The 24,057-nt window shown below is 73.8% G+C and carries 22 protein-coding genes and 1 pseudogene; 14 read left to right on the top strand and 9 right to left on the bottom strand.

All coding sequences use genetic code 11. The annotated features are described in order from the left end of the window. Positions 1 to 62: 62 nt before the first annotated feature. From ACH4E8_RS01925 to ACH4E8_RS01935, 3 genes are all read right to left on the bottom strand, one after another. A complete protein-coding gene (locus tag ACH4E8_RS01925; RefSeq protein WP_398443390.1) occupies positions 63 to 1,730 on the bottom strand; it encodes an SWIM zinc finger domain-containing protein in 1,668 nt (555 codons plus the stop codon). Positions 1,731 to 2,012: 282 nt separating this feature from the next. Continuing rightward, the gene (locus tag ACH4E8_RS01930) at positions 2,013 to 3,095 is read right to left on the bottom strand and encodes a flavin-containing monooxygenase (protein WP_398443393.1); all 1,083 of its coding nucleotides are present in this window, start codon (positions 3,093 to 3,095) and stop codon (positions 2,013 to 2,015) included. 49 nt (positions 3,096 to 3,144) lie between these two features. Then, complete coding sequence (locus tag ACH4E8_RS01935; protein WP_398443394.1) at positions 3,145 to 3,366, bottom strand: hypothetical protein; 222 nt, start codon at positions 3,364 to 3,366, stop codon at positions 3,145 to 3,147. 145 nt (positions 3,367 to 3,511) lie between these two features. Here ACH4E8_RS01935 and ACH4E8_RS01940 point away from each other — a divergent pair, with 145 nt between their 5' ends. Continuing rightward, positions 3,512 to 4,555 (top strand): Ku protein, encoded by a 1,044-nt coding sequence (locus tag ACH4E8_RS01940; protein ID WP_398443396.1) that lies wholly within the window; start codon positions 3,512 to 3,514, stop codon positions 4,553 to 4,555. A 48-nt stretch (positions 4,556 to 4,603) separates the two neighbouring features. Continuing rightward, a complete protein-coding gene (gene ligD, locus ACH4E8_RS01945; RefSeq protein ID WP_398443398.1) occupies positions 4,604 to 5,485 on the top strand; it encodes a non-homologous end-joining DNA ligase in 882 nt (293 codons plus the stop codon). Positions 5,486 to 5,528: 43 nt separating this feature from the next. On the opposite strand, the gene ACH4E8_RS01950 is transcribed toward ligD, so the two are convergent. Continuing rightward, positions 5,529 to 6,377: an NERD domain-containing protein gene (locus ACH4E8_RS01950; RefSeq protein ID WP_398443400.1), complete on the bottom strand. Its 849-nt coding sequence runs from the start codon at positions 6,375 to 6,377 to the stop codon at positions 5,529 to 5,531. Positions 6,378 to 6,614: 237 nt separating this feature from the next. Here ACH4E8_RS01950 and ACH4E8_RS01955 point away from each other — a divergent pair, with 237 nt between their 5' ends. The 7 genes from ACH4E8_RS01955 to ACH4E8_RS01985 all read left to right on the top strand — a co-directional run bounded on the left by ACH4E8_RS01955 (position 6,615) and on the right by ACH4E8_RS01985 (position 15,194). Beyond that, positions 6,615 to 9,032 carry a PBS lyase gene (locus ACH4E8_RS01955; protein ID WP_398443401.1) on the top strand — a complete coding sequence of 806 codons (2,418 nt, stop codon included), beginning with the start codon at positions 6,615 to 6,617 and terminating at the stop codon, positions 9,030 to 9,032. Further along, positions 9,029 to 9,394: a zinc-ribbon domain-containing protein gene (locus ACH4E8_RS01960; RefSeq protein ID WP_398443403.1), complete on the top strand. Its 366-nt coding sequence runs from the start codon at positions 9,029 to 9,031 to the stop codon at positions 9,392 to 9,394. The genes ACH4E8_RS01955 and ACH4E8_RS01960 overlap by 4 nt, the downstream gene beginning before the upstream one ends. Positions 9,395 to 9,541: 147 nt before the next feature. After that, positions 9,542 to 10,252: a hypothetical protein gene (locus tag ACH4E8_RS01965; RefSeq protein WP_398443405.1), complete on the top strand. Its 711-nt coding sequence runs from the start codon at positions 9,542 to 9,544 to the stop codon at positions 10,250 to 10,252. Positions 10,253 to 10,341: 89 nt separating this feature from the next. Continuing rightward, positions 10,342 to 11,517, top strand: coding sequence for an ATP-binding protein (locus ACH4E8_RS01970; RefSeq protein ID WP_398444682.1), 1,176 nt, complete (start codon positions 10,342 to 10,344; stop codon positions 11,515 to 11,517). A gap of 359 nt (positions 11,518 to 11,876) precedes the next feature. Then, positions 11,877 to 13,202: an FtsW/RodA/SpoVE family cell cycle protein gene (locus tag ACH4E8_RS01975; protein WP_398443407.1), complete on the top strand. Its 1,326-nt coding sequence runs from the start codon at positions 11,877 to 11,879 to the stop codon at positions 13,200 to 13,202. Further along, the gene (locus ACH4E8_RS01980) at positions 13,199 to 14,674 is read left to right on the top strand and encodes a penicillin-binding transpeptidase domain-containing protein (RefSeq protein WP_398443409.1); all 1,476 of its coding nucleotides are present in this window, start codon (positions 13,199 to 13,201) and stop codon (positions 14,672 to 14,674) included. Before ACH4E8_RS01975 ends, ACH4E8_RS01980 begins: the two co-directional genes overlap by 4 nt. A gap of 31 nt (positions 14,675 to 14,705) precedes the next feature. Continuing rightward, positions 14,706 to 15,194: a DUF3291 domain-containing protein gene (locus tag ACH4E8_RS01985; protein WP_398443411.1), complete on the top strand. Its 489-nt coding sequence runs from the start codon at positions 14,706 to 14,708 to the stop codon at positions 15,192 to 15,194. A 4-nt stretch (positions 15,195 to 15,198) separates the two neighbouring features. Here ACH4E8_RS01985 and ACH4E8_RS01990 read toward each other — a convergent pair whose 3' ends face one another. Further along, a complete protein-coding gene (locus tag ACH4E8_RS01990) occupies positions 15,199 to 15,810 on the bottom strand; it encodes a Uma2 family endonuclease (RefSeq protein WP_398443413.1) in 612 nt (203 codons plus the stop codon). A 243-nt stretch (positions 15,811 to 16,053) separates the two neighbouring features. Here ACH4E8_RS01990 and ACH4E8_RS01995 point away from each other — a divergent pair, with 243 nt between their 5' ends. The 3 genes from ACH4E8_RS01995 (at position 16,054) to ACH4E8_RS02005 (ending at position 19,075) form a co-directional block, all read left to right on the top strand. Next, a complete protein-coding gene (locus tag ACH4E8_RS01995) occupies positions 16,054 to 17,037 on the top strand; it encodes a diiron oxygenase (RefSeq protein WP_398443415.1) in 984 nt (327 codons plus the stop codon). 46 nt (positions 17,038 to 17,083) lie between these two features. Then, positions 17,084 to 17,812, top strand: coding sequence for a TetR/AcrR family transcriptional regulator (locus ACH4E8_RS02000; RefSeq protein ID WP_398443416.1), 729 nt, complete (start codon positions 17,084 to 17,086; stop codon positions 17,810 to 17,812). Between the two features lie 189 nt (positions 17,813 to 18,001). Continuing rightward, positions 18,002 to 19,075, top strand: coding sequence for a TolB family protein (locus ACH4E8_RS02005; protein WP_398443418.1), 1,074 nt, complete (start codon positions 18,002 to 18,004; stop codon positions 19,073 to 19,075). Positions 19,076 to 19,125: 50 nt separating this feature from the next. Here the strand turns inward: ACH4E8_RS02005 and ACH4E8_RS02010 are convergent, their stop codons facing one another. From ACH4E8_RS02010 to ACH4E8_RS02020, 3 genes are read right to left on the bottom strand one after another with little or no spacing between them, the layout of a single operon-like run. Then, entirely contained in the window at positions 19,126 to 19,932 is an 807-nt protein-coding gene (locus ACH4E8_RS02010) for an amidohydrolase family protein (protein ID WP_398443420.1), read from the bottom strand. Beyond that, positions 19,929 to 20,666 carry an amidohydrolase family protein gene (locus ACH4E8_RS02015; protein WP_398443422.1) on the bottom strand — a complete coding sequence of 246 codons (738 nt, stop codon included), beginning with the start codon at positions 20,664 to 20,666 and terminating at the stop codon, positions 19,929 to 19,931. Before ACH4E8_RS02015 ends, ACH4E8_RS02010 begins: the two co-directional genes overlap by 4 nt. Then, positions 20,663 to 20,863 (bottom strand): hypothetical protein, encoded by a 201-nt coding sequence (locus ACH4E8_RS02020; RefSeq protein WP_398443424.1) that lies wholly within the window; start codon positions 20,861 to 20,863, stop codon positions 20,663 to 20,665. Before ACH4E8_RS02020 ends, ACH4E8_RS02015 begins: the two co-directional genes overlap by 4 nt. Before the next feature lie 121 nt (positions 20,864 to 20,984). Here ACH4E8_RS02020 and ACH4E8_RS02025 point away from each other — a divergent pair. Both ACH4E8_RS02025 and ACH4E8_RS02030 read left to right on the top strand, forming a co-directional pair. Next, a pseudogene (locus ACH4E8_RS02025) lies at positions 20,985 to 21,251 on the top strand (hypothetical protein); the annotation flags it as partial. 238 nt (positions 21,252 to 21,489) lie between these two features. Next, on the top strand, positions 21,490 to 22,773 hold the full coding sequence (locus ACH4E8_RS02030) for a C40 family peptidase (RefSeq protein WP_398443425.1): 1,284 nt from the start codon (positions 21,490 to 21,492) through the stop codon (positions 22,771 to 22,773). Positions 22,774 to 22,788: 15 nt separating this feature from the next. Here the strand turns inward: ACH4E8_RS02030 and ACH4E8_RS02035 are convergent, their stop codons facing one another. Next, positions 22,789 to 24,051, bottom strand: coding sequence for a styrene monooxygenase/indole monooxygenase family protein (locus ACH4E8_RS02035; RefSeq protein ID WP_398443427.1), 1,263 nt, complete (start codon positions 24,049 to 24,051; stop codon positions 22,789 to 22,791). Positions 24,052 to 24,057: the final 6 nt, after the last annotated feature.

Here is a 24,057-nt window from a genome sequence, read left to right on the forward strand (position 1 = left end):
CGCCGGCGGCCCGGCCCAGCCCGTCGGCAGGCCCCGCCTCGGAGCTCGCCCCGGCCTGGGGGCTACAACCCGTGTTCGTCCATCAGGCGCATCAGATTGCGCTTGCGCTTTAGGGCGGACCGCAGCTCGGTGACGTACGCGGCGAACTCGTCGGGCGATTCGAGGTGGCGATGGCAGTCGCGGATGCTCAGCAGCAGGCTGACGAGCTGCTCGTAGACGTCGTTGCCGACCTGCCGGGTGAGCGGGGCCGCCAGACGTTGGTAGACGGCGAGTGCGTCGGAGGGGCGGGTGGCGCGCGACTGATCGGCCAGGGCGAGCCATTGGTGGTCGTACGCGCCGAAATCCCCGGCGGCCCGCCACGCGGCGGCCCCGTCCCCGTCGTCCAGCAGCACGTCCACCAGGACGGGGGCGCCGTGCGCCGTGCGCTGCTCGGCGTCCGCGCGCAAGAGGTCCAGTGCCGCCGCACGCTCGGTCTGCCAGCGGTCGACGGCCCGGGCGGCAGCGCGGAGCCTGCGGTAGGCAAGCAGGGTGCGGCGGGCGGCGAAGTGGTCGCGGCGCAGGGCGGCGGCTGCGGGCAGCCGGTCCTCCCGGGCGTGCCGGTCCGCGAGGTAGTCCACGAGGGCCGTGTCGACGGTGGTGAGGTCGTCGACGTCCCTGATACCGCGCTCGGCCCACTCCAGTGCCTCGTCGGAGCGGCTGGCGGCGTCCAGTTCCCTCGCGATGAGCAGGTGGGTGTGGCCGCTCGGCGCGAGGTCGGCAGCGTGCACGGCGATCACCGTGTCGACGTCCCGGCCCGACTTCGCCAGGCGTTGCACCAGGTCCTTCTCGGCCCAACCGGTGCGGTGGGCCTGCCACGCGTCGACCGCGTACCGGCGCAGGGCGGCCATTCCGCCCTCCCCCAGCAGGTCCTCGTAGTCGAGCGGGTCGATGTCGGTCAGGTCGGCCGCGTCATCGAGGGCGTGAGTGACCAGCCAGTGGGCGAGTTCCTCCGGGTCCGGGCGGGCGGCGCGGCAGGCGTCGTGGTGGGCGTCGGCCAGGTCGGCGCCGACCTGGCCGAGCCATCCGTCGGAGTCGTCGACGCTGTCGAACTGCCCGGCCAGCAACCCGATCGCCTCCCGCGCCAGCGTCATCGCGTCGGCCGCCCGGCCCGAGGCCGACAGCGACCGGACCGCCGACACCACCTGCCCGGCCTGGTCCGCGTAGGCGCGGGCGTCGGCGTATTCGACGTGGCCGTACTGCGCGTACGGGCCGATGTCGAGCAGTTCGCGGATGCGGGACCGGATCCCGGCCAGATCACCCTGTGCGCTCGCAGCCCGCAACTCCAAGCGGCGCCGCAGCTGACGGTCCTCGGCAATCTCCTCCCGTACGGCGCTGAGCAGTTCGTCCCTCGACAGGCCGGACAGCCAGGCGTCGAGGCCCCGCGCCCGGTTCCGGGCCGACTCCCGCTGGCGGGGGAGGTCGGCCTCCTGAGCGAGCACGGTCAGGCCCAACGCCACCAGGTGCTTGCAGAAGTTGCCTTCCTGGCCGTACGGGCAGTCGCACCGCCCCGTCGGCCCCCTGCGCCCGCCCAGGGTCAGCTCCGCCTCGTACCGTTCCGTGCCGTGGACCGACGCCCTGATCCAGTCGTCCCCGATCTCGATCCCGGACACCGCGTCGACATAACCGAGCCCGCGCTCGAAGGAACGGGCCCCGGCCAGCGACCGGAGTTCCGCCTCAGTCAGATCCTCCACGACTCCCCGCCACTCCAATCCCGCCTCTCGGCACCCCTGGCCCAGGGGCCTCCGGCCGAACGATCCCGAGGGCCAGCATGGCATCTCCTAGCACCACACCCGGGCCGGATGCGCAACCCGCGCCGCCGCCCGTGCCGCGAGCGACAGGGGCTGGGAGCGGGGCGGTGGCCGCGGGCTGCCCGGGCGGCTGAGGACGATGAGGGAGTCACGTAGGACGACCAGCAGGACCCCGGCGTCCCGCCGCTCGGGCTCGTCCGGGCGGCGGGGGGCGGCGGGGGGCGGCTATGCCGCGGGGCGGCGGCGCCAGGCCGGTTCCGTCGTGGCGATCCAGCGTCGCAGCCGCCGTGCGATGTGCGTGGCGTCCGGGCCGACGCCGTGCAGTCCGGCCGACAGGGGGGTGCGCAGCCCCCGCAACCCCATGAAGGCGAGGCCGGGGTGGACGGTCGACAGGCCGCGCCGCTGGCGCGGGACCCCGCGCCGGTCCAGCGCGCCGAGCGGCCGCAGGTAGTCCAGGGCGGGGCGGTAGCCGGTGGCGAGGAGGACCGCGTCGACGTGTTCCCGCCTGCCGTCGGGCCAGCGCAGTTCGGTGCCGTCCGCCGCGGTGAACATCTCCCGGCGGTCCGGCTTCCCGCCGTCGAAGGCCGCTCGGTAGGCGCCGTCTTCGTCGATCACCGCCGTGTAGGCGGAGTCGGGCAGCAGCAGTTCCCCGACCGGGAGCCGGAAGGCGGCTTCGACCAGCTTCAGATAGGGCTCCCCGCCTTTGAAGGGGGTGCGGCTGAACTTGATCGGCTTGCGGCTGGCGAGGGTGACGTCGGCGTGGCCGGAGAGTTCGTGCGCGATCTGGACGGCGGAGCTGGCCGCGCCGACGACGACCACGCGTCGGCCCGCGAAGGGCTCCGGCGAGCGGTACTCCGCGGAGTGCACGACCCGGCCCGAGTATCCGGCGAGGCCGGGGATCTCGGGCCGGTGGGGGTTGTCGAAGTTTCCGGTGGCGGCCACCACGACGGGTGCGTGCAACCGTTCGCCGGACCCGGTGGTGACGACGTACCCCTCACGGTCGGCGACGACCGAGGTCACGCGGGTGCCGGTGCGGATCTCGCAGTCGAGCCGGGACGCGTAGTCCCGTAAGTAGGCCACGACTTCGTCGCGGGTCGGCAGGCGGGACGGCTCGCCCGGGAAGGGCATGCCGGGGAGTGCGGACAGCCGGGCGGGGGTGAAGAGGACCAGGCTGTCGTAGTAGCGGGGCCAGGAGCCGACGGTTTCGGCGCCGGCCTCCAGGACGACCGGTCTGAAGCCGTGGTTGCGCAGGGTGAAGGCGGTGCCGAGCCCGCACTGTCCGCCGCCGATCACTATTGCGGTGTCCATGTCTGGCGTTTCCTTCCCTGGGTACGTGCGAATGCCCCCGAGGGGCGGTTCAGGGCGCCGCGGGCCGCCCGGTGGCGAGCAGGCCCAGGCGTACGAACAGGGCGGGGTGCTCCGCCATCACCGTGAGCCGGGCGAGCCACTCGCCCCGGTCGGCGGCCACGAGGGCCGTCTCCTCGCCCCGGGCGTGGACGACCGCGCGCAGCGGGGAGAGTTCGGCGGGGGCGCGTCGATGCGGGCGGTGGTGGGGTGGTGGGGCGGGGGCGGCCGTCACGGGCCCGACGCTAGGTCGATGCGTGCAGCCCCGGCAATTTCTTATTGCGTGCGTGCACTCTTTGCGCCGGAGGCGGCCGTGAGTGCGTCCAGGGGCGCGCGGAACGTGCGCGGCATAGCCTGGGAAGCCCGGCGAAGGAGGCGGTATGCGGGCGACCTGGAAGGGAGCCATCTCGTTCGGGCTCGTCACGATCCCCGTGCAGCTCTTCACCGCCACCGAGGAGCACGACCTGCCCCTGCGGCAGGTGCACGTGCAGGACGGCTCGCGGGTGCGGATGCGGCGGTTCTGCGAGGCCGAGGACAAGGAGATCCCGTACGCCGAGGTCGCCCGCGGGTACGAGGCCCCGGACGGCAGCATGATCACGCTGACGGACGAGGACCTGGCGGACCTGCCGCTGCCGAGCAAGAAGGTGATCGACGTGCTGGCCTTCGTCGACGCGGAGGCCATCGATCCGCTGATGCTGTCGAAGGCGTACTACGTCGGGTCGTCCGACCGGTCCGCCGCGAAGCCGTACGCCCTGCTGCGGGACGCCCTCGCGGAGGCCGGCCAGATCGCGGTCACCAAGATCGCGCTGCGCTCCCGGGAGGCGCTGGCGGTGTTGCGCGTGCGGGACGACACGCTGGTGCTCCAGACCTGTCTGTGGCCCGACGAGGTGCGGCCGGCGGCCGGGATCGCGCCCGAGGGGGAGGCCACCATCCGCCCGCAGGAGCTGAAGATGGCCCGCTCCCTGATGGACACCCTCTCCGAGGACTTCGACCTCGACTCGCTGCACGACGAGTACCAGGAGGCGCTGCGGCAGGTCGTCGAGGCCAAGCTCCAGGGGGTGGAGCCGCCGCACGAGGCGGAGGCGGCGCCCGGCGGCGGGAAGGTGCTCGACCTGATGGCCGCGCTGGAGAGCAGCGTGCGGGCGGCCAAGGAATCCCGTGGCGAGGAAGGCGGCGAGGAAGGCGGCGCGGAGCGCGGCGCGGACGCCGAGGTCAGGAAGCTGCCCACCCGCAAGCCCGCGAAGAAGGCCGCGGCCAAGAAGACGGCTGCGAAGTCGGCCACGAAGAAGGCGGCGGCGAAGACCGCATCGAAGTCCGCGGAGAAGAAGGCGGCGCCCCGCAAGAGCACCCGAAAGGCCGCACAGCCCGCACAGAAGGCGCAGAAGACGGCGTCCGGGAAGCCCGGGAAGCGGGCTTCCGCCTGATCCCCCGCCGCATCGCGAGCGCCCCGCCGCCCGTGTGATCCTCGACCCATGACGCCGATCACCGAGGTGGCCGGGCGACGGCTGGCGCTCAGCAACCTGGAGAAGGTCATCCACCCCGCCACGGGGACCACCAAGGGCGAGCTCCTGCACTACTACGCGGTCACCGCCGACGCGCTGCTGCCGCACCTGCGCGACCGGCCCGTCTCCTTCCTGCGCTACCCCGACGGGCCGGACGGCCAGCTCTTCTTCACCAAGAACCCGCCGCCCGGGACGCCGTCCTGGGTGCGCACCGTCCCCGTGCCGCACTCCGACGACCCCGGCGCCCGCCAGGTCGTCGTGGACGACCTGGCCACGCTGGTGTGGGCGGCGAACCTGGTCGTGGAGTTCCACACGCCGCAGTGGACCGCGGCCGCGCCCGGCGTCGCCGACCGCATGGTCTTCGACCTCGACCCGGGCGCGCCCGCGACCGTCGCGGAGTGCTGCGCCGTCGCGCTGTGGCTGCGCGAACGACTGGCCGCGGACGGCCTGGAGGCGTACGCGAAGACGTCCGGCGCGAAGGGGCTGCACGTGCTCGTACCGCTGACGCCGACCCCTTCGCGCACGGTGTCCGCGTACGCGCGGAAACTGGCGCAGGAGGGGGAGGCGGCGCTTCCGGATCTGGTGCTGCACCGGATGGCGCGCGCCCTGCGGCCCGGGAAGGTCTTCGTCGACCACAGCCAGAACGCCGCGGCGAAGACCACCGCGGCGCCCTACACGCTGCGCGCCCGTGCCGAGCCGACCGCGTCGACCCCGGTGACGTGGGACGAGGTGGCGGCGGGCCGGGAGCTGTCGTTCCGCTTCGAGGACGTGGGCCCGCGGCTGGAGCGGTACGGGGACCTGATGGCGCCGCTCCTCGCCCCGGACCGGGCCCGTCCGCTCCCGTCGTCCTGACCTCGCGCCCCGTCCCGACCCCGCCGCCCGGCGGCAGCGGGCCTCAGGCCCGTAGCCACGTCCGGCGGTCGCGGGCGGCGGCGTACAGCGCTTCGACGTCGACGGGCTTGAGGACCCCGCCCAGCGAGGCCAGCGCGGGGACCTCCCCGTCCCGCACGACCCGCACGTCCACCGGTGTCGGCGGCAGCACCTCCAGCCGGGCGGCGCCGACGATCACCAGCACCGGGCGCACCGCCGTCGCCAGGGCCAAGGCGGCGCGTTCCGCGCGGTGCCGGGCGACGTCCAGCAGCGGTGCGGGGTGCGCGCGGCCGGCGCGCACGCCCTCCCCCTCGACGAGGATCCGCAGGCCGCGGGCCGGCAGGGCGTGCAGGGCCAGCACCCCGCCGGGGCCGACGGCCACGTGGTGCAGGTGGTCGGCCCCGGGCAGCGGTACGGAGTGCACCACGCGCCAACCCGCGCTTTCCAGCCCGTCCAAGGCGTCGCCCACCGACTGCTGGGCGGCCAGCCGGGCCCGGGCGCCGCGGTGCGGATCGCGGGTGAGGCGGCGGGGCGGCGGCAGCGGGGCGAGCCGGGCGTGCAGCGCCTCGCCGGGGCGGTTGGGGGCCAGGTCGTCGTCCGGATGCAGGGCGAGCCTGGCCAGGTCGGCCGAGGTGGGCACGGGCGGCGGGCCGACGGTGACGTCCCCGGTGACGTACGGCGCGAGCACGGCGAGCACTTCGTCGCGAAGCCGCTCGTGAACCAGAAAGATCCGGCCACCCTCACCGCCCCCCGTACGGCCCTCGCCGCCCTGGTCGCCGGTGCCGTCCGGGTCGTACCAGGCGACCGCACGGCCGTTCGGCAGCAGTACGCACAGCCGACCGCCTGCCGGTGTTACGCGTAGTAACGCACTCATTGCAGTACCTCAAGCCCCCCTGACACCGTCCCTGGCGCTCGCGCCCCATGGGACCAGTCCCCGCCCCTCCTGAGCAATAACCGCGCCATGTACCGGTCGATGCCGACTCGATGTCGGCCGTGTGGTGCAGACTCTCACCGAGCGCCGATTCGAACGGGGGTTGTGGAAACGCCCCGGTCGGGCGTATGCCTGTGACGCCTGTGACGTCAGAGTTCTGGGTTTGGGGAGGAGGCAGGCGTGTTCGGGGGGATCGACGAGGTCGACTGGGCCTCATTGGAGCATGCCTACGGGCCGGCGGGGGACGTCCCGGAGCTGCTGCGCGGCCTGGCGTCGCCCGACCCCGCCGTGCGCGAGGCCGCGCTCGACTGCATGTACGCGACCGTGCACCACCAGGGCGAGGTCTTCGACTCGACGCTCGCCTGCATCCCCTTCCTCCTCGAACTGGCCGGGGACCCCGCGGTCCAGGACCGCGGCGGCGTCATCGAGTTGCTGACCAGCATCGGCGGCATCGACCTCGACGGGGACGACGCCCTGGAGCTGGTGGAGGGCGAGGAGTTCGAGTCCGCGGCGAACTACGCGATGGCGGCGTCGGCGGTGACCGCCGGCGCGGACGTCTTCCTCGCCCAGGTCGGCGCGGAGGACCGCGGGGTGCGCCTGGCCGTGCCGCTCGCGCTCGCCACGCTGCACGCCGAGCCCGCCCTGGTGCTGGCGCTGCTGCGGGAGCGGCTGAAGGTGGAGCAGGACCCCGAGGTGCGGCTGGCGTGCGTGGAGGCCGGGGGCCGAATAGCCCTGCGGCACGACGGGTTGAACCCCGAGGTGGTCGAGTGGCTGACCGGGCTGACCCGGGTGCCGCACGACGCCGACCCTTCGGTGTACGACCCCGACGCGTACGCCGCCTCGCCGCCGTACGAGCACGGGGCGTGCGACCGGGGCGCGGGTGACCGGGGGGCGTACGGGAACGGCGCCCGCGAGACGGGCGGGGTGCGTGGGACGGGCGGGGCCAGCGGGTACGACCCCGGGCTGCGGCTCTCCGCGATCGCCCAACTCGCCCGGTGCGCACCGCACCGGCTGCCGGACGACGTGGTGCCGGGGGTGACGGGCCTGCTGCGGGAGTTGCGCGGCGGCTCCCCCGAGGCGCCGGTCCCGCAAGCGCACCAGCACGCACCGGCGCCGTCCGCCGCGACGGTCCTCGGCCAGAACCGTCAGAGCGGAAACGGTCAGGGCGGACCCGGCGGCCAGAACGGGCCGGGCGATCAGGGCGGCCAGGGCGGCGGACAGCTCGGTCCGCTCGGGGCGCGCCCGGGGGCGACCACGACGGAGCGGGCCGCGCCCTGGACCGGCGCCCTGCTGCGCACCCTGCACTCCGGCCTCGGCGACCGCGTCGACGACCGCGTCGCGCTCCTCGCTGACCAACTGTGCAGCCCGGACCAGGGCCAGCGGATCGACGCCGTGCGGATGAGCAGCGGCCTGTTGCGCACCTGCCGAGGCGAGTACGGCGAGTTGGTGGCGCTCCTCGGCGAGCAGCTTCCGGAGGACCGCGGAGGGCCGCGCCTCGCCGACGCCGCCATCGCGGTGCTGGGCGAGTTGTTCGCGCTGGCCGAGCCCGCCACCGACGCACTCGCGGAGTACGTGGCCGCCAATCCGGACCGTTGGGTGCAGGAGTGGGTCGGCGGGCCGCTGATGCTGGGCGGCGCGGTCACGGCGCTGGCGCGCACGGGCGACGCCCGGGCCGTGCCGGTGCTGATGCGGATGTTGGAGCTGCCCGAGGCTCCGCAGGACCTCGGCTACGTACTGGACCACCTGGGCGGGGCCGCGGCGCCGCTGGCGCCGGTGCTGCGCGGGCGGCTGGGCGCGGTGGCGCTCGACGACCGGCTGTACGACCTGGCCGGCCCGCTGCTGTACGGGCTCACCGCGCTGCGCGCTTCGGAGGCGATGCCCGAGGTGCTGCGGGTGCTGCGGGGCGTGCCGGAGTACCGCCGGGAGTGGGTGGTGGACCTGGTGCTGCGGGCCCTCACCGCGTTCGGGCCCGCGGCCGCCGAGGCCGTACCGGACCTGCGGGAGCTGCTGCGGCCGGCGCGGCACCGTCGGGGGGACGCCTGGTCGCGCTCGGCGCCGGAGGCCGGTGCGCTCTCCCCCGCCTTCCAGGCGAAGGCGGCGGCGGCCCTGTGGGCGGTGGAGGGCGCCGGCAGCGCGGACGTGGTGCTGCCGGTGCTGCTCGGCGCGCTGACGGCCGCGGACACCGGCGGCCGGCGCTCGGCGGCGACCGCGCTCGGCACGATGGGCCCGGCCGCGGCGGTGGCGGAACCCGCGCTGACGGAGCTGTTGGCGGCGGTCGACCCGTGGACGCGGGTGGACGCGGCCGTCGCCCTGTGGCGCGTCACGGGCCGTCCGCAGCGGGCGTGGCCGGTGCTGCGGGCGGCGTGGCACACCCTGCCGTTCACCCGCGTCCCGACCGCGGAGCGGTTGGCCGCGGGCGGCGGAATCCCGGCGGTCATGGCCGTCGAGGGCGCGGACGCCCTGCTGCGCAGCGAGCTGGCCGGGGTCCGGCGGCACAACGCGACCGACGGCGGCTACGGCAGTCATGACATCGTGAGGGACGAGAAGCTGCTGGCCCTCTGCCGGCGGGCACTGATCAGGGAGAGGCGCTCACTGTGATCATCTTCGGCACCAAGGGGTATCTCCACCAGCTCGCGATACTGACGCTGGTGTGCGGGCAGTGCGGCAACCCCGCCGCGCACACGCTGCGCAAGCGGGTCACCAAGTTCACGCTGTTCTTCGTGCCGCTGTTCGCGATCTCGTCGAAGTACGGGACGCAGTGCACCTTCTGCGGCGCGGAGTCGCAGATCACCCACGAGCAGGCCGAGCAGTTGCAGGCGCAGGCCGCGGCGGGCGGCCAGGGCGCGCCCGGCGGTCAGGCCGGCCAGGGCGGTCAGGGGTACGGGCAGCCGCAGTCCGCTCCGTACCAGCAGGGCAATCCCTTCCAGCAGGGCACCCAGGGGAACCCCTACCAGCGCTAGGCAGTGTCGTCGGGTCTCGGCCGGCGGACGCCCGCACCGGCTGGTTTTCGCCATCTCATAAGGTTTATGGGACGAAGAACGCCCCGCTCGGCTAGGAGATCCTTGCGCCGCCGCCCCTGCTCCCGTCCCCGACGCCCGTTGTCCGCGGTGCTGCTCAGCGCGGCCACGGGCTCCGTGCTGCTGTCGGGGTGCGGTGACGCGGGCGGGTTGCGCAGCGCGGGACCGACGCCCACGGCGACCGGGCCGGTACGGCTCTGGCCGGATCTGCCGCCCGTGACGGCTCCGCCGTACGACTACGGCGAGACGGACACGGTCCCCGTCCCCGGTGTGAAGGTGCCCGCCGGCGGGGTGCGGGCGCTCGACCCGGTGAGCGTGGTCCGTGCGGAGGCAGGTGCGTACCCGGAGGCGTACGCGCTGCCGGACGACGCGTCCGACGCGTTCGACAAGAAGCTCGCGGGGTGCCTCAAGCGCGGCTCGAAGGAAGCGCGGCCGCCGAAGCCGGGCGCCTGTCCGGTGCTCAAGCCGTACTACCGCGATCTGACGGGTGACGGCCGGGAGGAGCTGATCGTCGCGGTGCGGGTGGGGCGACAGCTCACCGAGGTGCGCTGCTACATGCCCGCGCGGGACTCGGACCCGGCCGAGCTGACGCGCATCATGTCCACCGCGGACCAGTTGGTCGGGGTGGACCTGGCCGGCCGGGACGTCATCGTGCGGTCGGTGTCGGCCGGCATGCCCGGCAGCGAGTACCGGACCACCTGGTCCTGGGACGAGCACCACCGGGCGATGCTGCCGAGGCGCGACGAGATCGTCCCGGTGCAGCAGGCCGGAGCGTCCCCCGACGCGGCGGGCGCACGGTGACCGGGCGCGTCTTCCGGCCCGCCCGACGCCCCCGGCTGCCCCGGTGGACCGCGACCCTCACCTGGAAGGCCGCGGTCTTCATCACCGTCATGTGCTGCACGCTGGCCGCGCTGCTGGGGGTGCTGGTGCACGTGGGGGTGACCCGGCAGACGGTGGACGCCTCCCGGGAGAAGGCGCTGAACCGGCTGGCGGACGCCACCGCGGCGTACGAGGCCGGTCAGCCGCTGCCGAAGTTCGGCGCGGTGGACCCGCCGGGCCTGCCGTCGTCCCTGCGCGACCTGGCGTTGCGCGGCGAGCGCGGCACGATGGTGAGCCTCTTCGACGGGCGCCCGACCATGTGGGCGGCGGGCCCGGCGGACGGCCGGGCGATCGCCGCGCGCTCCGACCACTCGCAGAGCGCGAAGACGATCAGCGCGCTGGACCGGGCGATCCTCGGCTCCGCGGGGTTGGCGATCGGCGCGACGCTGCTCGCGGGGGCGTTCGCGGTCACCCGGGTGACCCGGCGGCTCCACCTCACCGCGCAGGTGGCGCGGCGCATCAGCGCCGGCGACCTGGACGCGCGGGTCGACGACCCGCGCACCAAGGACCCCTCGCGTCGGCAGGACGAGGTGGCGACGGTGTCCGGGGCGCTGGACACGATGGCGTCCTCGCTCCAGAGCAAGCTGCTGAGCGAGCAGCGCTTCACGGCGGACGTCGCCCACGAACTGCGCACTCCGCTCACCGGGCTGACCGCGGCGGCGGAGCTCCTGCCGGAGGGGCGGCCGACGGAGCTGGTGCGCGACCGGGTCCGCGCGATGCGTTCGCTCACCGAGGACCTGCTGGAGATATCCCGCCTCGACGCGGGCAGCGAGACGGTCGACCTGGCGCTGCTGGAGCTCTCCCACCTGGCGGAGCGGGTGGCCCGGTCGTCCGGCACGGACACGCAGGTGCGGGTGGTGCGGGACGCGACGGTGGAGACGGACCGGCGCCGGCTGGAGCGGGTGCTCGGCAACCTGGTGGCGAACGCGCACCGCCACGGGGCGGCGCCGGTGGTCCTGACCGTGGACGGCCCGGTCGTCACGGTCCACGACCACGGCCCCGGCTACCCCGACTTCCTGCTGGCGCAGGGCCCGACGAGGTTCCGCACGGAGGGCGAGACGAAGGGCCACGGCCTGGGGCTGACGATCGCGGCGGGCCAGGCGGACGTCCTGGGCGCGACCCTGACGTTCCACAACCCCCGCGAGGGCGGCGCGCTGGCCCGCGTCACCCTCCCGGCGGCGCCCTGACGACCGCGCTGCGGCCGTTCGCCCGCGCAGTCTGACCTCCCCGCCGTCTTCCCTGCGGGTGCGTTGATCGGTGCGGCCCGCTGCTACCTCGCGTCCCTGGACACCTTCGCCGTTTCCCCGCGGGTGCGCTGGTCGGCGCGGCCCGGTGCTCCCTCGCGCTCCTGGACACCTCCGCCATTTCCCTACGGGAGCGCTGGTCCCTACCGGCCGGTGGTGGGCTGGCCGCAGGGACCAACGCACCCGCGGGGAAGCGGCGAACGGGTCCAGGGACGCGGCGGGCCGGGCAACGGGGGGCCGGGCAACGGGCAAGGATGGAGCATTGCGGGCATATGGGGCGCACGCTTGCTACGTTGCGTCGCATGACCGCAAGCACGTGCACCCCCGCCCCCGCATCCGCGGAATCCGCGCGGGGGGTGGAGTTGGGGCTGCTCGTGGGGGCCGTGCTGGTGCCCACGTACGGGTACGCCGCCGTCGGGCTCGCGCGCGACGGCGCCGTGCCCCCGGACGTCCTCGGCTACGGCGCCGGCCTCGGCGCCCTCGCCCTCTTCGCGCACCTCGCGGTCCGGCTCCGCGCCCCCCGCGCCGACCCGCTGTTCCTCCCCATCGCCGTGCTCCTCAACGGCCTCGGGCTGGTGCTGATCTACCGGCTGGACCTGGAGACCCCGGACAGCGTCGCCGCCCCCGCGCAGCTCGTGTGGTCGACCCTCGGCGTCGGGCTGTTCGTCGTCGCGGTGACGCTGCTGCCGCACCACCGGGTCCTCCAGCGGTACGCGTACCTCTCCGTCACCGCCGCGCTCGCGCTCATGGTGGTGCCGGTCTTCTTCCCGGCCGTGAACGGCGCCCGCATCTGGATCCGGCTGGGCGAGCTGTCGTTCCAGCCGGGCGAGTTCGCGAAGATCCTGCTCGCGGTCTTCTTCGCCGCCTACCTCGCCGCCAACCGCCACGCCCTCGCGCGCACCGACCGCCGCCGGCTGCCCCCGGGCCGGGTGCTCGCTCCGGTCGTCACCGTGTGGCTGGTCAGCGTCGGGGTGCTGGTGCTGGAACGGGACCTGGGCACCTCGTTGCTGTTCTTCGGGCTCTTTGTCGTGATGCTGTACGTCGCGACCGGCCGCACCGGCTGGATCGCGGTCGGGCTGGCGCTCGCCGCCGCCGGCGCGTTCGCGGTCGGGGCGCTGGAGCCACACGTGCACGGCCGGGTGGACGACTGGCTGCACCCCTTCGCGTCCATCGAGGCCGGGCAGGGCCCGAACCAGGTGGCGCAGTCGCTGTTCGCGTTCGGCGCGGGCGGAATGCTCGGCACCGGGCTGGGCCTCGGGCACTCCGCGCTCATCGGGTTCGCCGTCAAGTCGGACTTCATCCTGGCCACCGCCGGCGAGGAGTTGGGGCTCGTCGGGCTGACCGGGATCCTGCTGCTGTACGCGCTGCTGGTGGCGCGCGGCCTGCGCGCCGGGCTCAGCCTGCCCGACCCCTTCGGGCAGTTGCTCGCCGTCGGGCTGGCCGCGATCGTCGCGCTCCAGGTCTTCGTCATCACGGGCGGGGTGACCGGGCTGATCCCGCTGACCGGCATGGCGATGCCGTTCCTCGCCCAGGGCGGCTCGTCCGTGGTGACCAACTGGATCATCGTGGCGCTGCTGATCCGGCTCAGCGACCTCGCCCGCACCCCCGGACCGGAGGCCCTTCGGTGATCCGCACCATCCGCCGGGCGTCCGGGCTCTGCCTGGTGCTCCTCGGCGCGCTGCTCGTCAACGCGGCCCGGGTGCAGGTCGTCGAGTCCGGCCGGTTGGACGACGACCCGGCGAACCGGCGCGGTGCGATCGCCCGCTACGCGGAGCCCCGCGGGAACATCCTGGTGGAGGGCGCGCCGGTGACGGGCGCCCGGGACACCCGCCAGCAGTTGCGCTTCGAGCGCACCTACGTCGACGGCCCCGTGTACGCGCCGGTGACCGGGTTCGCCTCGCAGACGTACGGCACCTCGCTCGTCGAGCACGCCGAAGACGCCGCGCTGTCCGGCGCCGATCCGCTGCTGGCCACCTTCCCGCTGTGGAACGACCTCAGCCGCGACCGCCTCGCGGGCGGCGACGTGGTGACCACCGTCAAGCGGTCGGTGCAGGAGGCGGCGTTCCGGGGGCTGGCCGGGCGGCGCGGCGCGGTCGCCGCGGTCGAGCCCGCGTCGGGCCGGATCCTGGCGCTGGTCAGCAGCCCGTCGTACGACCCGGGCGTGCTGTCAGGGACGGGCGGGCAGGTGAAGCGGGCGTGGGCGGAGCTGAACGCGGCGCCGACGCAGCCGATGTTGAACCGGGCGATCCGGCAGACGTACCCGCCGGGCTCCGCGTTCAAGATCGTGACCGCGGCGGCGGCGCTGGACGCGGGCGTGGTGCGGGACGTGGACGCGCCGACGGACACCCCGGAGCCGTACGTCCTGCAGGGCACGCGCACCCGGCTCCCGGACGCGGCCGAGGGCTGCGGCGGCGCGTCACTGGCGTACGCGATCCAGTGGTCCTGCAACTCGGTGCTGGCGAACGTCGGGGCGAAGGTCGGGCTGCCGGGCATGGTGAAGGCGGTGGCCGCCTTCGGGTTCAACGACCGGGGGCTCGCGATCCCGTCGCCGGTGGCGCCGTCCAACTTCGACGTGCGGATGTCGGTGGACCAGGTGGCGCTGTCGTCGATCGGGCAGTTCAACACGACGGCCACGCCGTTGCAGATGGCCATGGTCGCCGCGGCGGTCGCCAACGGCGGCACGCTCAAGGAGCCGTACGTGGTCGACCGGGTGGTGACCCGCAGCGGGCGCACCCTCTCCCAGCACCACCAGCGCCCCTACCGGCAGGCGATGTACCCCTCGACGGCGCGCCAGCTCCAGCGGCTGATGGTGCGGGTGGTGGAGGACGGCACGGGGGCGAACGCCGCGATCCGGGGCGCCCGGGTGGGCGGCAAGACCGGCACGGCCCAGCACGGCCTGGGCAACTCGGGCACCCCGTACGCCTGGTTCATCTCCTGGGCGCAGGCGGACGACGCGGTCCAGCCGGCGGTCGCGGTCGCCGTGGTCGTCGAGGGCGCGGAGGGGGCCGAGGCCGGGGAGACGGTCCGCCGCGAGGTCAGCGGCAACGGCGACGCGGCACCCATCGCGCGGGCCGTGATGGAGGCGGCCATCACCGGATGAGCCGGTCCGGCGCGGGGTTATCGTACGGATCATGACGTCCTACGAACTCGCACAGGTGAACATAGCCCGACTCAAATTTCCCCTGGACTCCCCCGAGTTGAAGTACTTCGTGGACAACCTCGACCCGGTGAACGCGGTCGCCGAGGCGTCCGACGGCTTCGTCTGGCGCCTGAAGGACGAAACGGGCGACGCGACGGACATCCGGATCTTCGACGACGAGTGGATCGTGGTCAACATGTCCGTCTGGCGCGACATGGACGCGCTGAAGACCTTCATGTACCACGGCACGCACCGCGAACTGCTGGCCCGCCGCCACGAGTGGTTCGAGCGGGTGCGGGAGGCGATGGCGACCCTGTGGTGGGTCCCCGCGGGCCACCGTCCCACGGTCGCGGAGGCGGAGGACCGTCTGCGGCTGCTGCGGGCGGAGGGGCCGACGAGCGGGGCGTTTACGTTGACCAGGGCGTTCCCCGCACCGGAGGCCGCGTCGCAGGTCGCCCTGGACGCCGACGGCCAGCGCTGACGACTCAGAAGACGTCCGTGAGGTCGATGTCGACGGCGAACGGGCGGTCCAGCTTGAGCTGCTTGTGGTGGATGCCGGTGACGGCGTAAGTGCGTGTGGCGGGGTCGAGTTCGTAGACGTAGACCACCGGGGCGTCGTTCACGTTCTCCACCCGCCAGAAGTGCGGAATGCCGGCGCGGGCGTACTTGAGGGGTTTGACCTCGCGGTCGCGCGCTTCGGAGTCCGGGGAAACGATCTCCACGATCAGGAGGAGCCCCTCCGGTTCGTACCAGGTCTGCCGCGCACCCTTCCGTGCGGCCCGCGGCACCACCATGAGATCGGGCTCCGGACGATTGCGCTTGTCCAGCCTGATCGACATTCCCCGGACGACGTAGAGCTCCTTTGAAGCACAGCTGATTAAGCCGTGCTCCAGCAGTCGCAGGGTGGCCATGTGGAAATCGGCCTGCGGACTCATGAAGACGAGGCTCCCGTCGATCAGCTCCGTGTGCGGAGGAAGGTCCGGAAGCCGGTCGAGGTCGTCCGCCGTCCAGCCGTCGGTCGGCGGACGGGGCCACTCGTACCTGTCGCCCTGCTCGTCCTGCCCGTCGTCGCGTACGGCGCTCATCGCTGCTCCCATGCCGCCGAGTCTGACCGTCCCCGTCAGCCACCCAGCCCGGTTCACCCGTCATCGCCCGAACGAGTGAGCGATGACTCGCCCTTTGACGGCACGCCGACCGCCACCCCCTCGCTTGCTAGACAATTAGTCAACAAGTCGCGCACGGAGCCTTGACGCTCTTACTGACGGGCAGTCTCATAAGGGGTGTCCCCCCGGGTGTCCCCGGGGACTTCCCGTCGAGCGAGCCCCGAGGTGTGCGACGCCATGACGACGACGACCGGCACGAGCGACATCAGCGGCACGAACGGCACGGGCGAACGGGCCGGCGCCGGCAGCTCGCGGGGGCTGCGGGACGCGCTCGGGCCGCTGCGGGACCGGGAGCAGGTGGCGTTGCGGCTGCTCGAATCGTCCGCGAAGCACTCCTTCGACCCCGACCGGGAGCTCGACTGGGACGCCCCCTGGGAGGACGGCAAGTGGTACTGGCCGCCGGAGCTGGTCTCCCTCTACGACACCCCGCTGTGGCGGCGGATGTCGCAGGAGCAGCGCCACGAGCTGGCCCGGCACGAGTTGGCCTCGCTCTGCTCGCTCGGGATCTGGTTCGAGGTCATCCTGATGCAGTTGCTCGTACGGCACGTGTACGACAAGCCCGTGACGAGCCGGCACGTCCGCTACGCGCTGACCGAGATCGCCGACGAGTGCCGGCACTCGATGATGTTCGCCCGGCTGATCGAGCAGACCGGGGCGCCCGCGTACCCGGTGCCGCGGCTGTACCACAATCTCGCGCGCGTGCTGAAGACGGTGTCGACGACCCCCGGTTCCTTCGCCGCCGCGCTCCTCGGCGAAGAGATCCTGGACTGGATGCAGCGGCTGACCTTCCCCGACGAGCGGATGCAGCCGCTGGTGCGCGGGGTCACCCGGATCCACGTGATCGAGGAGGCGCGGCACGTCCGGTACGCGCGCGAGGAGTTGCGGCGACAGATGGTGACCGCGCCCCGCTGGGAGCGCGAGTTGACCCGGGTGAGCAGCGGGGAGGCGGCGTGCGTCTTCTCCGTCTGCTTCGTCAGCCCGATGGTGTACGAGAACGTGGGGCTCGACCGGCGCGAGGCGGTCGCGCAGGCGCGGGCCAGCGGGCACCGGCGCGAGGTGATGCGGACCGGGGCGCGGCGGCTGACCGACTTCCTGGACGACGTGGGCGTGCTGCGGGGCCCCGGGCGTCGACTCTGGCGGGCCTCGGGGCTGTTGGCGTGAGGATTCCCACCCGTACCGAGGGGCGTGCGCCGGCTACCCTGCGGGCATGACCAGTCCCTCGCCGGCAGCCCGCGCCTACCGGAGGCTCAGCGTCGAGGAACGCCGTGCGCAGTTGCTGACCGCGGCGCTCGCGCTCTTCGCCCACCTGCCGCCGGAGGACGTCTCCCTCGACGACGTCGCCGAGTCGGCCGGGGTCTCCCGGCCGCTGGTGTACCGCTACTTCCCGGGCGGCAAGCAGCAGTTGTACGAAGCCGCGCTGCGCTCCGCCGCGGACGAGTTGGAGCAGTGCTTCGCCGAGCCGGTGCAGGGGCCGCCGACGCTGCGCCTGGGGCGGGTCCTCGACCGCTACCTCTCCTTCGTCGACTCGCACGACGCCGGGTTCAGCGCGCTGCTGCGGGGCGGCAGCGTCGCGGAGACCTCCCGCACCACCGCGATCGTGGACGGGGTGCGGCGCGCAGCGGCCGAGCAGATCCTCGTCCACCTGGGGGCGGCGCGGCCGGGTCCGCGGCTGCGGATGATGGTGCGCACCTGGATCGCTGCCGTGGAGGCCGCGTCGCTGATCTGGCTGGACGAGGGGAAGCAGCCGGGCGCCGGGGAGTTGCGGGACTGGCTCGTCGACCATCTGATCGCGCTGCTGGCGGCGACCGCGGCGACGGACCCGGAGACCGCGGACGCGGTCCGGGCGCTGATGCCGCTGGAGTCGCCCACCGGCCCGGTCGCCGAACTGGCCCGACGCGTGGGGCCCGTGGTGGGGGCCGCCGCCGAACTGGCCTGAGGGCCTGGGCTGCGTCCACGAGGTCCCGCGCGCACGGGCAAGGCTCTCCGGGCACGGCCTGGGGGCGAGTGACGGGATGTCGTGCATGCGTCGGGGGCCGCATTGACGCGGCGGCGTCACCGCGGTTGCATTCCTGATGGTCCTTCAGTGGAGATCTGAAGGAGATCTCATGTCCTTCCTGGGGGGAAGATGAGGGGAATCACCAACCGGAGCACCACCAGACGCACCCGGGCCGTCCTGGGCACGGCCGTCTTAGTCTGCGCCGTCACGGCCCTGACGCCCACGGCCGCCACGGCCGCCACCGCTGCGGCGGACGGTTCGAGCGTCGGCGTGGAGAGGATCAGCGTCGCGACCGACGACGGCCACGGCGCCGCCTCGATCACGCCCGACGGCCGCAGCATCGTCTTCAAGTCGCTGAAGAACGGCCCGGGGCAAGGCGGCAACGAGGTGTACGTCCACGACCGGACGGCGGGGCAGACCAGGACGGAGCCGTTGTCCGAGGGTTGGACCCCGGCGATCAGCGGCGACGGGAAGCAGGTCGCCGCCAATGCGCCGTTCCAGGGGAGGACCCCGGAGCGCATCCAACAGCACTCGCTGGACCTAGGCTTGCTTCCGGTCGTCTGCTACCGCTGCAACCAACCGTCGCTGAGTACGGACGGGCGCTACCTCGCCCACGGCGCCCTGCGCTACCCGGGACTGCTCCGGAACGTCGTCGTCGTGGACCGCAACGGCGGTTTCGAGACCGTCGCCGCCCTCAACAGCTCCGCTCCGGCCCGGCCGTCCATCAGCGGCGACGGTCGCTACGTCGCCTACCAAGACCTCGCGCACCAGACCGAGGGCGTCTACCTGCGGGACCGGACCGCCGGCACCACGTCGGCCCCGCTGGAGGGCCCGGCCAAGAGCGCGTCGCTCGTCCAGCTCAGCGACGACGGCAGCAAGGTCGTCTATCTCTCGGGGTCCGACACCTACGTCCACGACGTCGGGTCGGGCACCGCCCAACTGGTGCCGAACGTGACGGGCGTGGCCATCGACCCCACCGGTCGCCATCTGCTGTACGCCCCGAACGGCACGGGCGGGCCGTCGCTGGTCCTGCGCGACCTCCAGACGGGGGCCGACCAGACCGTCTCCGACCAGCCCGCCACGGCCGAGGTCGACTCGGTCAGCGCCGGCGGGCGCGACGTGGTCTTCCAGTCAGCGGTCGACGGCATCGTCCCCGGCGACGCCAACGGCAAATCCGACGTCTTCGTCCGCCGCTTCTCCTGACCGTGCGGAAGGCCCGGCGGACGGAGCAGGCTCCGGACCTTCGCCGGGCGTCATGAAGGTGCCTCCGCGGAACCGTCCCGGGCGACCGCGCCCGGGACGTGATCGGGAGTACGGGCGAGCAGCCGGTCGATCGTGCCGTGCAGCACCCAGCGACGCTGCTCGTCCGTCAACTCCGCGAGCAGCACGCGCCCGAGCCCGACCCGCAGGTCCAGGAAGACCGCGTCGGAGCCGAACGCCACCCGGTCCGCACCCACCTCGGCCACCAGCCGCACCAGATGACGCGCCGTCATCCGGGAGCCACAGGTCTCCAGCACGATGTCGGCGCACTTGGCCGCGGCCTTCACCGCGGCCGCGTGGCCGGCGCCCGGCCACAGCCCGGAGTGGCCCATCAGCAGCGGAAGGCCCGGCCAACGGGGTGCGACGAGACCGAAGCGGGCCGGGTCGGAACAGGCGGAGCCGTACTCGCTGTGGGCGAGGACGATCCCGCCGGCCTCCGCGGCGAGCTCGAACGCGGGGGCGTAACCGGGGTCGTCCAGCGGGAGCCGGTGCACCTCGGGGTGGAGCTTGACGCCGATGACGCCGGGGACCTGGAGCAGGTCGCGCACCCGGGCCGGCGCTTCGGGGTCGTGCGGGTGGTAGACGGCGTAGCCGAGGAGGCGGCCGGGGTGGGCGGCCAGGGCTTCGAGGAGCGCCGCGTTCCCGGCGCGGGCGTCGGGGCCGACGCCGAGCAGGTGCGACACGCAGGCGACGGCGACCCCGCACCGGTCCATGACGCGTACGAGCGATGCGGCGGACCCGTCGGCGATGGCGAAGGCCGACCAGCGGCCGAGGTGCCCGTGGGCGTCGACGATCCTCATCCGGCGCCCTCCAGCAGCCGTAGCGCGCTGCCGCCGGCGATCAGCGCCCGGTCGGGCTCCGGCAGCTCCAGGGTGTCGAGTTGGTGGCGGGGGCCGGTGTCGTCGGTGACGGGGGCGCCGGTGCCGAAGAGGAGGCGGTGCGCCCCGAAGCGTTCGGCGAACCATTCGACCTGGAGGTGTCCGAGCAGGGTCGAGGTGTCGACGTACACCTCGTCCTGGACGTCCAGCAGATCGGCGAGGGCCCGGCCGCTGCGGTAGCCGGTGCCGGTGAGGACGAGGCGCAGCGCGGGCTCCGCCGCGGCCAGCTTGCACACGTCCGCCCCGACGGCGCCCTCCCAGCCGAGCAGGGTCACGGTGCCGGCGGCGGCCAGTTCGGCGGCGAGGGCGAGGGAGTGCCGGCCGGCCAGCGGCCAGCCGTGCTCGGCGGGGCAGAGCCGTACCACGGCGGCGGCGCGGTCGCGGCCGGTGCCGAGGGGGCCGGGGACCAGGATCGGCACCGGCCGCAGCCGGCCGTCCGGCGCCGGCAGCGCGGCGTTGCCGTCGCGCGGGTCCCCGTAGACCGCGTGCGTGTGCACCACGTACGCCGTGTCGATGCGCAGCCGGTCGAGTTCGCGCAGCAGACCGGGCGGGTCCGCGCTGGGGACGGTGTCGAAGGGCAGGGGCCCGAGCATGCGGTTGACGTCGACGACGGGCGTGGTGGCGGCAGCGGCGGCGGTGTCAGCAGTGGCGGTCATGACTTCAGTCCGGTGGTGGCGATGGAGCCGGTCAGATGGCGCTGGTGCGGTCCGAAGGCGAGCGGGCAGGGGATGCCGACGGTGCCGCGCACCGGTCGCTCCGACGCGCCGTCGATCTTCGCGGCCTCGAAGGGTTCGTCCGGCACTCCGCGGGTGAACTGCCGCATCAGGAAGACCGCCCGGGGGTTCGCCGGCATGGGCACGATCATCCTCCAGAAGGTGTCCACCCCGCCCGGGTCCGAAACCACGATCGAGTACGGGACGGGGATGGCCTGTGACGGGGGTGATGCACCGGGACGGATGGGACAGACTGGAGGGGTGAGAAGCGAGCGAACCCTCTTCGTCGACGGCCCCCTGGCCGGGCAGGTGCTGTCGGTGCTGGTCGGCCCCACCGGACATCCGCCGAAGTGGTACGAGGTCCCGGTGCCGAACGACGACGGAACCCCGCCCACCGTGCACGCCTACCGCCGCGAGCCCGCGGGCCACACCAAGCGGCTGGCCCTCCAGCGGGGCTGGAAGTACGTGTACGCACCCGAGGGCCGGGAGCGACGCGAGCTGAAGTGGCCCTGGTCGAAACCGCAGCAGAAACCCCAGCCGAAACAGCAGCAGGGATCGCCGTCGGGATCGCAGCCGCAGTCGGGTTCCCCGTCGCAGCCGGGATCGGACGCGCCGGGGCAAGCCGACACCCCGTAGCCGCCGCGGACGCCCCCGCAAGGAGTGAAGCCGTACCGCCGTTGCGGCCACCCGGGATGCGGACCGCCGGAGGCGCACTCACCATCCGGGCAGTGGGCGGAACGCACCGCCCCCGGCCGGAGGTGATGACGTGTCAGGAAAGCTGCTCCGCGCGGTGTGCACGGCCGCGCTCGCCGCGACGACGACGCTGGTCGCCGTCCCCACGGCGTCACCCGCGGCAGCAGGAAGCCCGTCCGCCGCCCGACCGGCCGCCCCGATGGACCCGCTTGAGGACCCCGCGGACGCCAGCGCCGAAGACCCTGCCGACGCCGCCGCCGTCGCCCGGGAAGCGGACGCCGAGTCGTCGGCCGCCGGCACCCCGGCGTCCGTCCCCGATCTGCTCGCCCGGCTCCAGGTCCTCTACCGCGACTCCGAGACCGCCGCCCGGGCGCACGCCGACGCGGAAGCCCAGCTCACCACCCAGCGGGCCGAGACCGCCCGGCTCGGCCGCGAGCTGACCGCCGCCCGGGCCGCCCTCGCGGCCGGCGTCGGCGACGCCGGCCGGCTCGCCCGCGAGCAGTACCAGGGCCACTCGGAGCTGTCCGCGTACGTACGCCTGCTGCTCGCCCCGAATCCGCAGACCGCCCTGGACGAGGGGCACCTGATGCGCAGGGCCGCGGCGAACCGACGGGCGACCGTCGACCAACTCACCGCCCGTACGCAGCACGCCGAAGAGTTGGCCGTCGCCTCCCGCAGGGCGCTCGACCGGGAACGGGCCCTCGTGGCGCGCCAGAAGCAGGCCCGGGACGCGGCCGACCAGCGCCTCACCGCCATCGAACGCACCCTGGCCGCGCTCACCCCCGAACAGATCGCCGGCATCACCTCGCCCGATGCGCAGAGCAGCCTGGGCGCGTCCGGCGCCCTCGGCGAACCCGCGACCGACGGCGGTGACGGCGGCGGGGCCGCGGATCAGCAGCACAACCCCACCGCGGCGGGCGAACGCGCCGTGCGCTTCGCGGTGGAGCAGATCGGCAAGCCGTACGTCTGGGGCGCCCAGGGGCCCGCCTCGTACGACTGCTCCGGGCTGACCTCCCAGGCGTGGGCCGCGGCCGGCCGTCCCGTCCCCCGCACCAGTCAGGACCAGTGGAGCACCCTGCCGCGGATCCCCGTCGGGGAGCTGCGCCCGGGCGATCTGGTGCTGTACTTCGCGGACGCCACGCACGTCGGCCTCTACCTCGGCGACGGCAAGGTGGTGCACGCCCCGCGCCCCGGAGCCACCGTCAAGGTGTCCCCGCTGACGGCCAATCCGCTGCTGGGCGCGGTGCGGCCGGACCCGGAGGGCCGGCCGCTGGCCGCGTACGCCCCGCCGCGGCTGCCCGAGTCGGCCACGGCGGGGTCCGACGCCGGTTACGACGGCGCCGGTGAAGACGGCTGAACGGCCCGCCGCCGGTTAACCGGCGGGCGACACCGACGCCAGGTAGGCCCCGGCCTTGTCCGGCTCGAAGAAGAAGTTCTCGAAGTCGGCGGGGTCGTTGAAGCCGTTGGCGATCCGGTCGGCGACCGGCTGGAGCTGACCGGCGGCGCCGATCAGGTTCAGCACGTGCTCCGGCGGCGGCGCGAGCATCGCGTTCGTCCACTTGGTGACGTGCTGGGCGGTGTTCCAGTACCGCTCGAAGGTGCCCCGCATCCACGCCTCGTCGAACTGCCGGTCACCGTGCTCGACGATCGAGGCGAGGTAGCTGGCGGCGCACTTGGACGCCGAGTTCGAGCCCTGGCCCGTGATGGGGTCGTTGGCCACCACGACGTCCGCGACGCCGAGGACGAGCCCGCCGCCGGGCAGCCGGCCCACCGGGTTCCGTACGGTGGGGGCGTAACGGCCGGCGAGGGTGCCGCCGCCGTCGGTCAGCTCCACCTTGGTGGCGCGGGCGTACTCCCACGGGGTGAACCGTTCCATCAGCTCCAGCGTGAGCGACAGGTGCTCGGAAGGGTCCTTGACGCCCTGGAAGACGTCGAGCGGCCCGCCCGGGACGCCCTCCCAGAAGAGGATGTCCGCGCGGCCGGAGAGGGTGAGCGTCGGCATGACGAACAGCTCGCCGACCCCGGGCACCAGGTTGCAGCGCACCGCGTCGTAGTCCGGGTGCTCGGGACGCACGCCCAGACCGTGGACGTAGGCGACGGCCAGGGCGCGCTGCGGGGAGTCGTACGGCGAGCGGGAGGCGTCCCGGCCGAACATCGACACCAGTTCGCCCTTGCCCGCCGACACCAGCACCAGGTCGTACGTGCGGGCGAAGAAGTCCAGGTCGGAGACGGCTGCGCCGTGGATGACGAGCTGTCCGCCGCGCTGGGCGAAGGTCTCCATCCAGCCGGCCATCTTCACCCGCTGGTCGACGGACTGGGCGAAGCCGTCCAGCTTGCCGACCCAGTCGATCAGCCGGCCGCGGGGGCCGCCGGGTTCGTCCTCCGGCTCCGGACCCGCGACGGAGACGCCGAGCCCCTGGATCCTGGGCGCCTGCGACTCCCAGAAGTTGACGTCCAGGTCGCGCTCGTGCTGGAGCGCGGTGTGGAACATGCACTGGGTGGACATGACCCGGCCGGACCGGATCTCGTCCGCCGTGCGGTTGGACATCAGGGTGACCTCGTAGCCCTGCGACTGGAGGCCGAGGGCGAGCTGGAGGCCGGACTGACCTGCCCCGACTATGAGTATCTTCCGCATCCGGAA

The organism is Streptomyces sp. NPDC017979 (assembly GCF_044328175.1).
GTDB lineage: Bacteria > Actinomycetota > Actinomycetes > Streptomycetales > Streptomycetaceae > Streptomyces.

Bases quoted from the DNA above. Each gene is read 5' to 3' on its own strand.
- ACH4E8_RS01930 (WP_398443393.1), bottom strand. From the start codon at position 3,095: ATGGACACCGCAATAGTGATCGGCGGCGGACAGTGCGGGCTCGGCACC.
- ACH4E8_RS01940 (WP_398443396.1), top strand. From the start codon at position 3,512: ATGCGGGCGACCTGGAAGGGAGCCATCTCGTTCGGGCTCGTCACGATC.
- ligD (WP_398443398.1), top strand. From the start codon at position 4,604: ATGACGCCGATCACCGAGGTGGCCGGGCGACGGCTGGCGCTCAGCAAC.
- ACH4E8_RS01950 (WP_398443400.1), bottom strand. From the start codon at position 6,377: ATGAGTGCGTTACTACGCGTAACACCGGCAGGCGGTCGGCTGTGCGTA.
- ACH4E8_RS01970 (WP_398444682.1), top strand. From the start codon at position 10,342: ATGTGCTGCACGCTGGCCGCGCTGCTGGGGGTGCTGGTGCACGTGGGG.
- ACH4E8_RS01975 (WP_398443407.1), top strand. From the start codon at position 11,877: ATGACCGCAAGCACGTGCACCCCCGCCCCCGCATCCGCGGAATCCGCG.
- ACH4E8_RS01985 (WP_398443411.1), top strand. From the start codon at position 14,706: ATGACGTCCTACGAACTCGCACAGGTGAACATAGCCCGACTCAAATTT.
- ACH4E8_RS01990 (WP_398443413.1), bottom strand. From the start codon at position 15,810: ATGGGAGCAGCGATGAGCGCCGTACGCGACGACGGGCAGGACGAGCAG.
- ACH4E8_RS01995 (WP_398443415.1), top strand. From the start codon at position 16,054: ATGACGACGACGACCGGCACGAGCGACATCAGCGGCACGAACGGCACG.
- ACH4E8_RS02000 (WP_398443416.1), top strand. From the start codon at position 17,084: ATGACCAGTCCCTCGCCGGCAGCCCGCGCCTACCGGAGGCTCAGCGTC.
- ACH4E8_RS02005 (WP_398443418.1), top strand. From the start codon at position 18,002: ATGAGGGGAATCACCAACCGGAGCACCACCAGACGCACCCGGGCCGTC.
- ACH4E8_RS02010 (WP_398443420.1), bottom strand. From the start codon at position 19,932: ATGAGGATCGTCGACGCCCACGGGCACCTCGGCCGCTGGTCGGCCTTC.
- ACH4E8_RS02015 (WP_398443422.1), bottom strand. From the start codon at position 20,666: ATGACCGCCACTGCTGACACCGCCGCCGCTGCCGCCACCACGCCCGTC.
- ACH4E8_RS02020 (WP_398443424.1), bottom strand. From the start codon at position 20,863: ATGCCGGCGAACCCCCGGGCGGTCTTCCTGATGCGGCAGTTCACCCGC.
- ACH4E8_RS02035 (WP_398443427.1), bottom strand. From the start codon at position 24,051: ATGCGGAAGATACTCATAGTCGGGGCAGGTCAGTCCGGCCTCCAGCTC.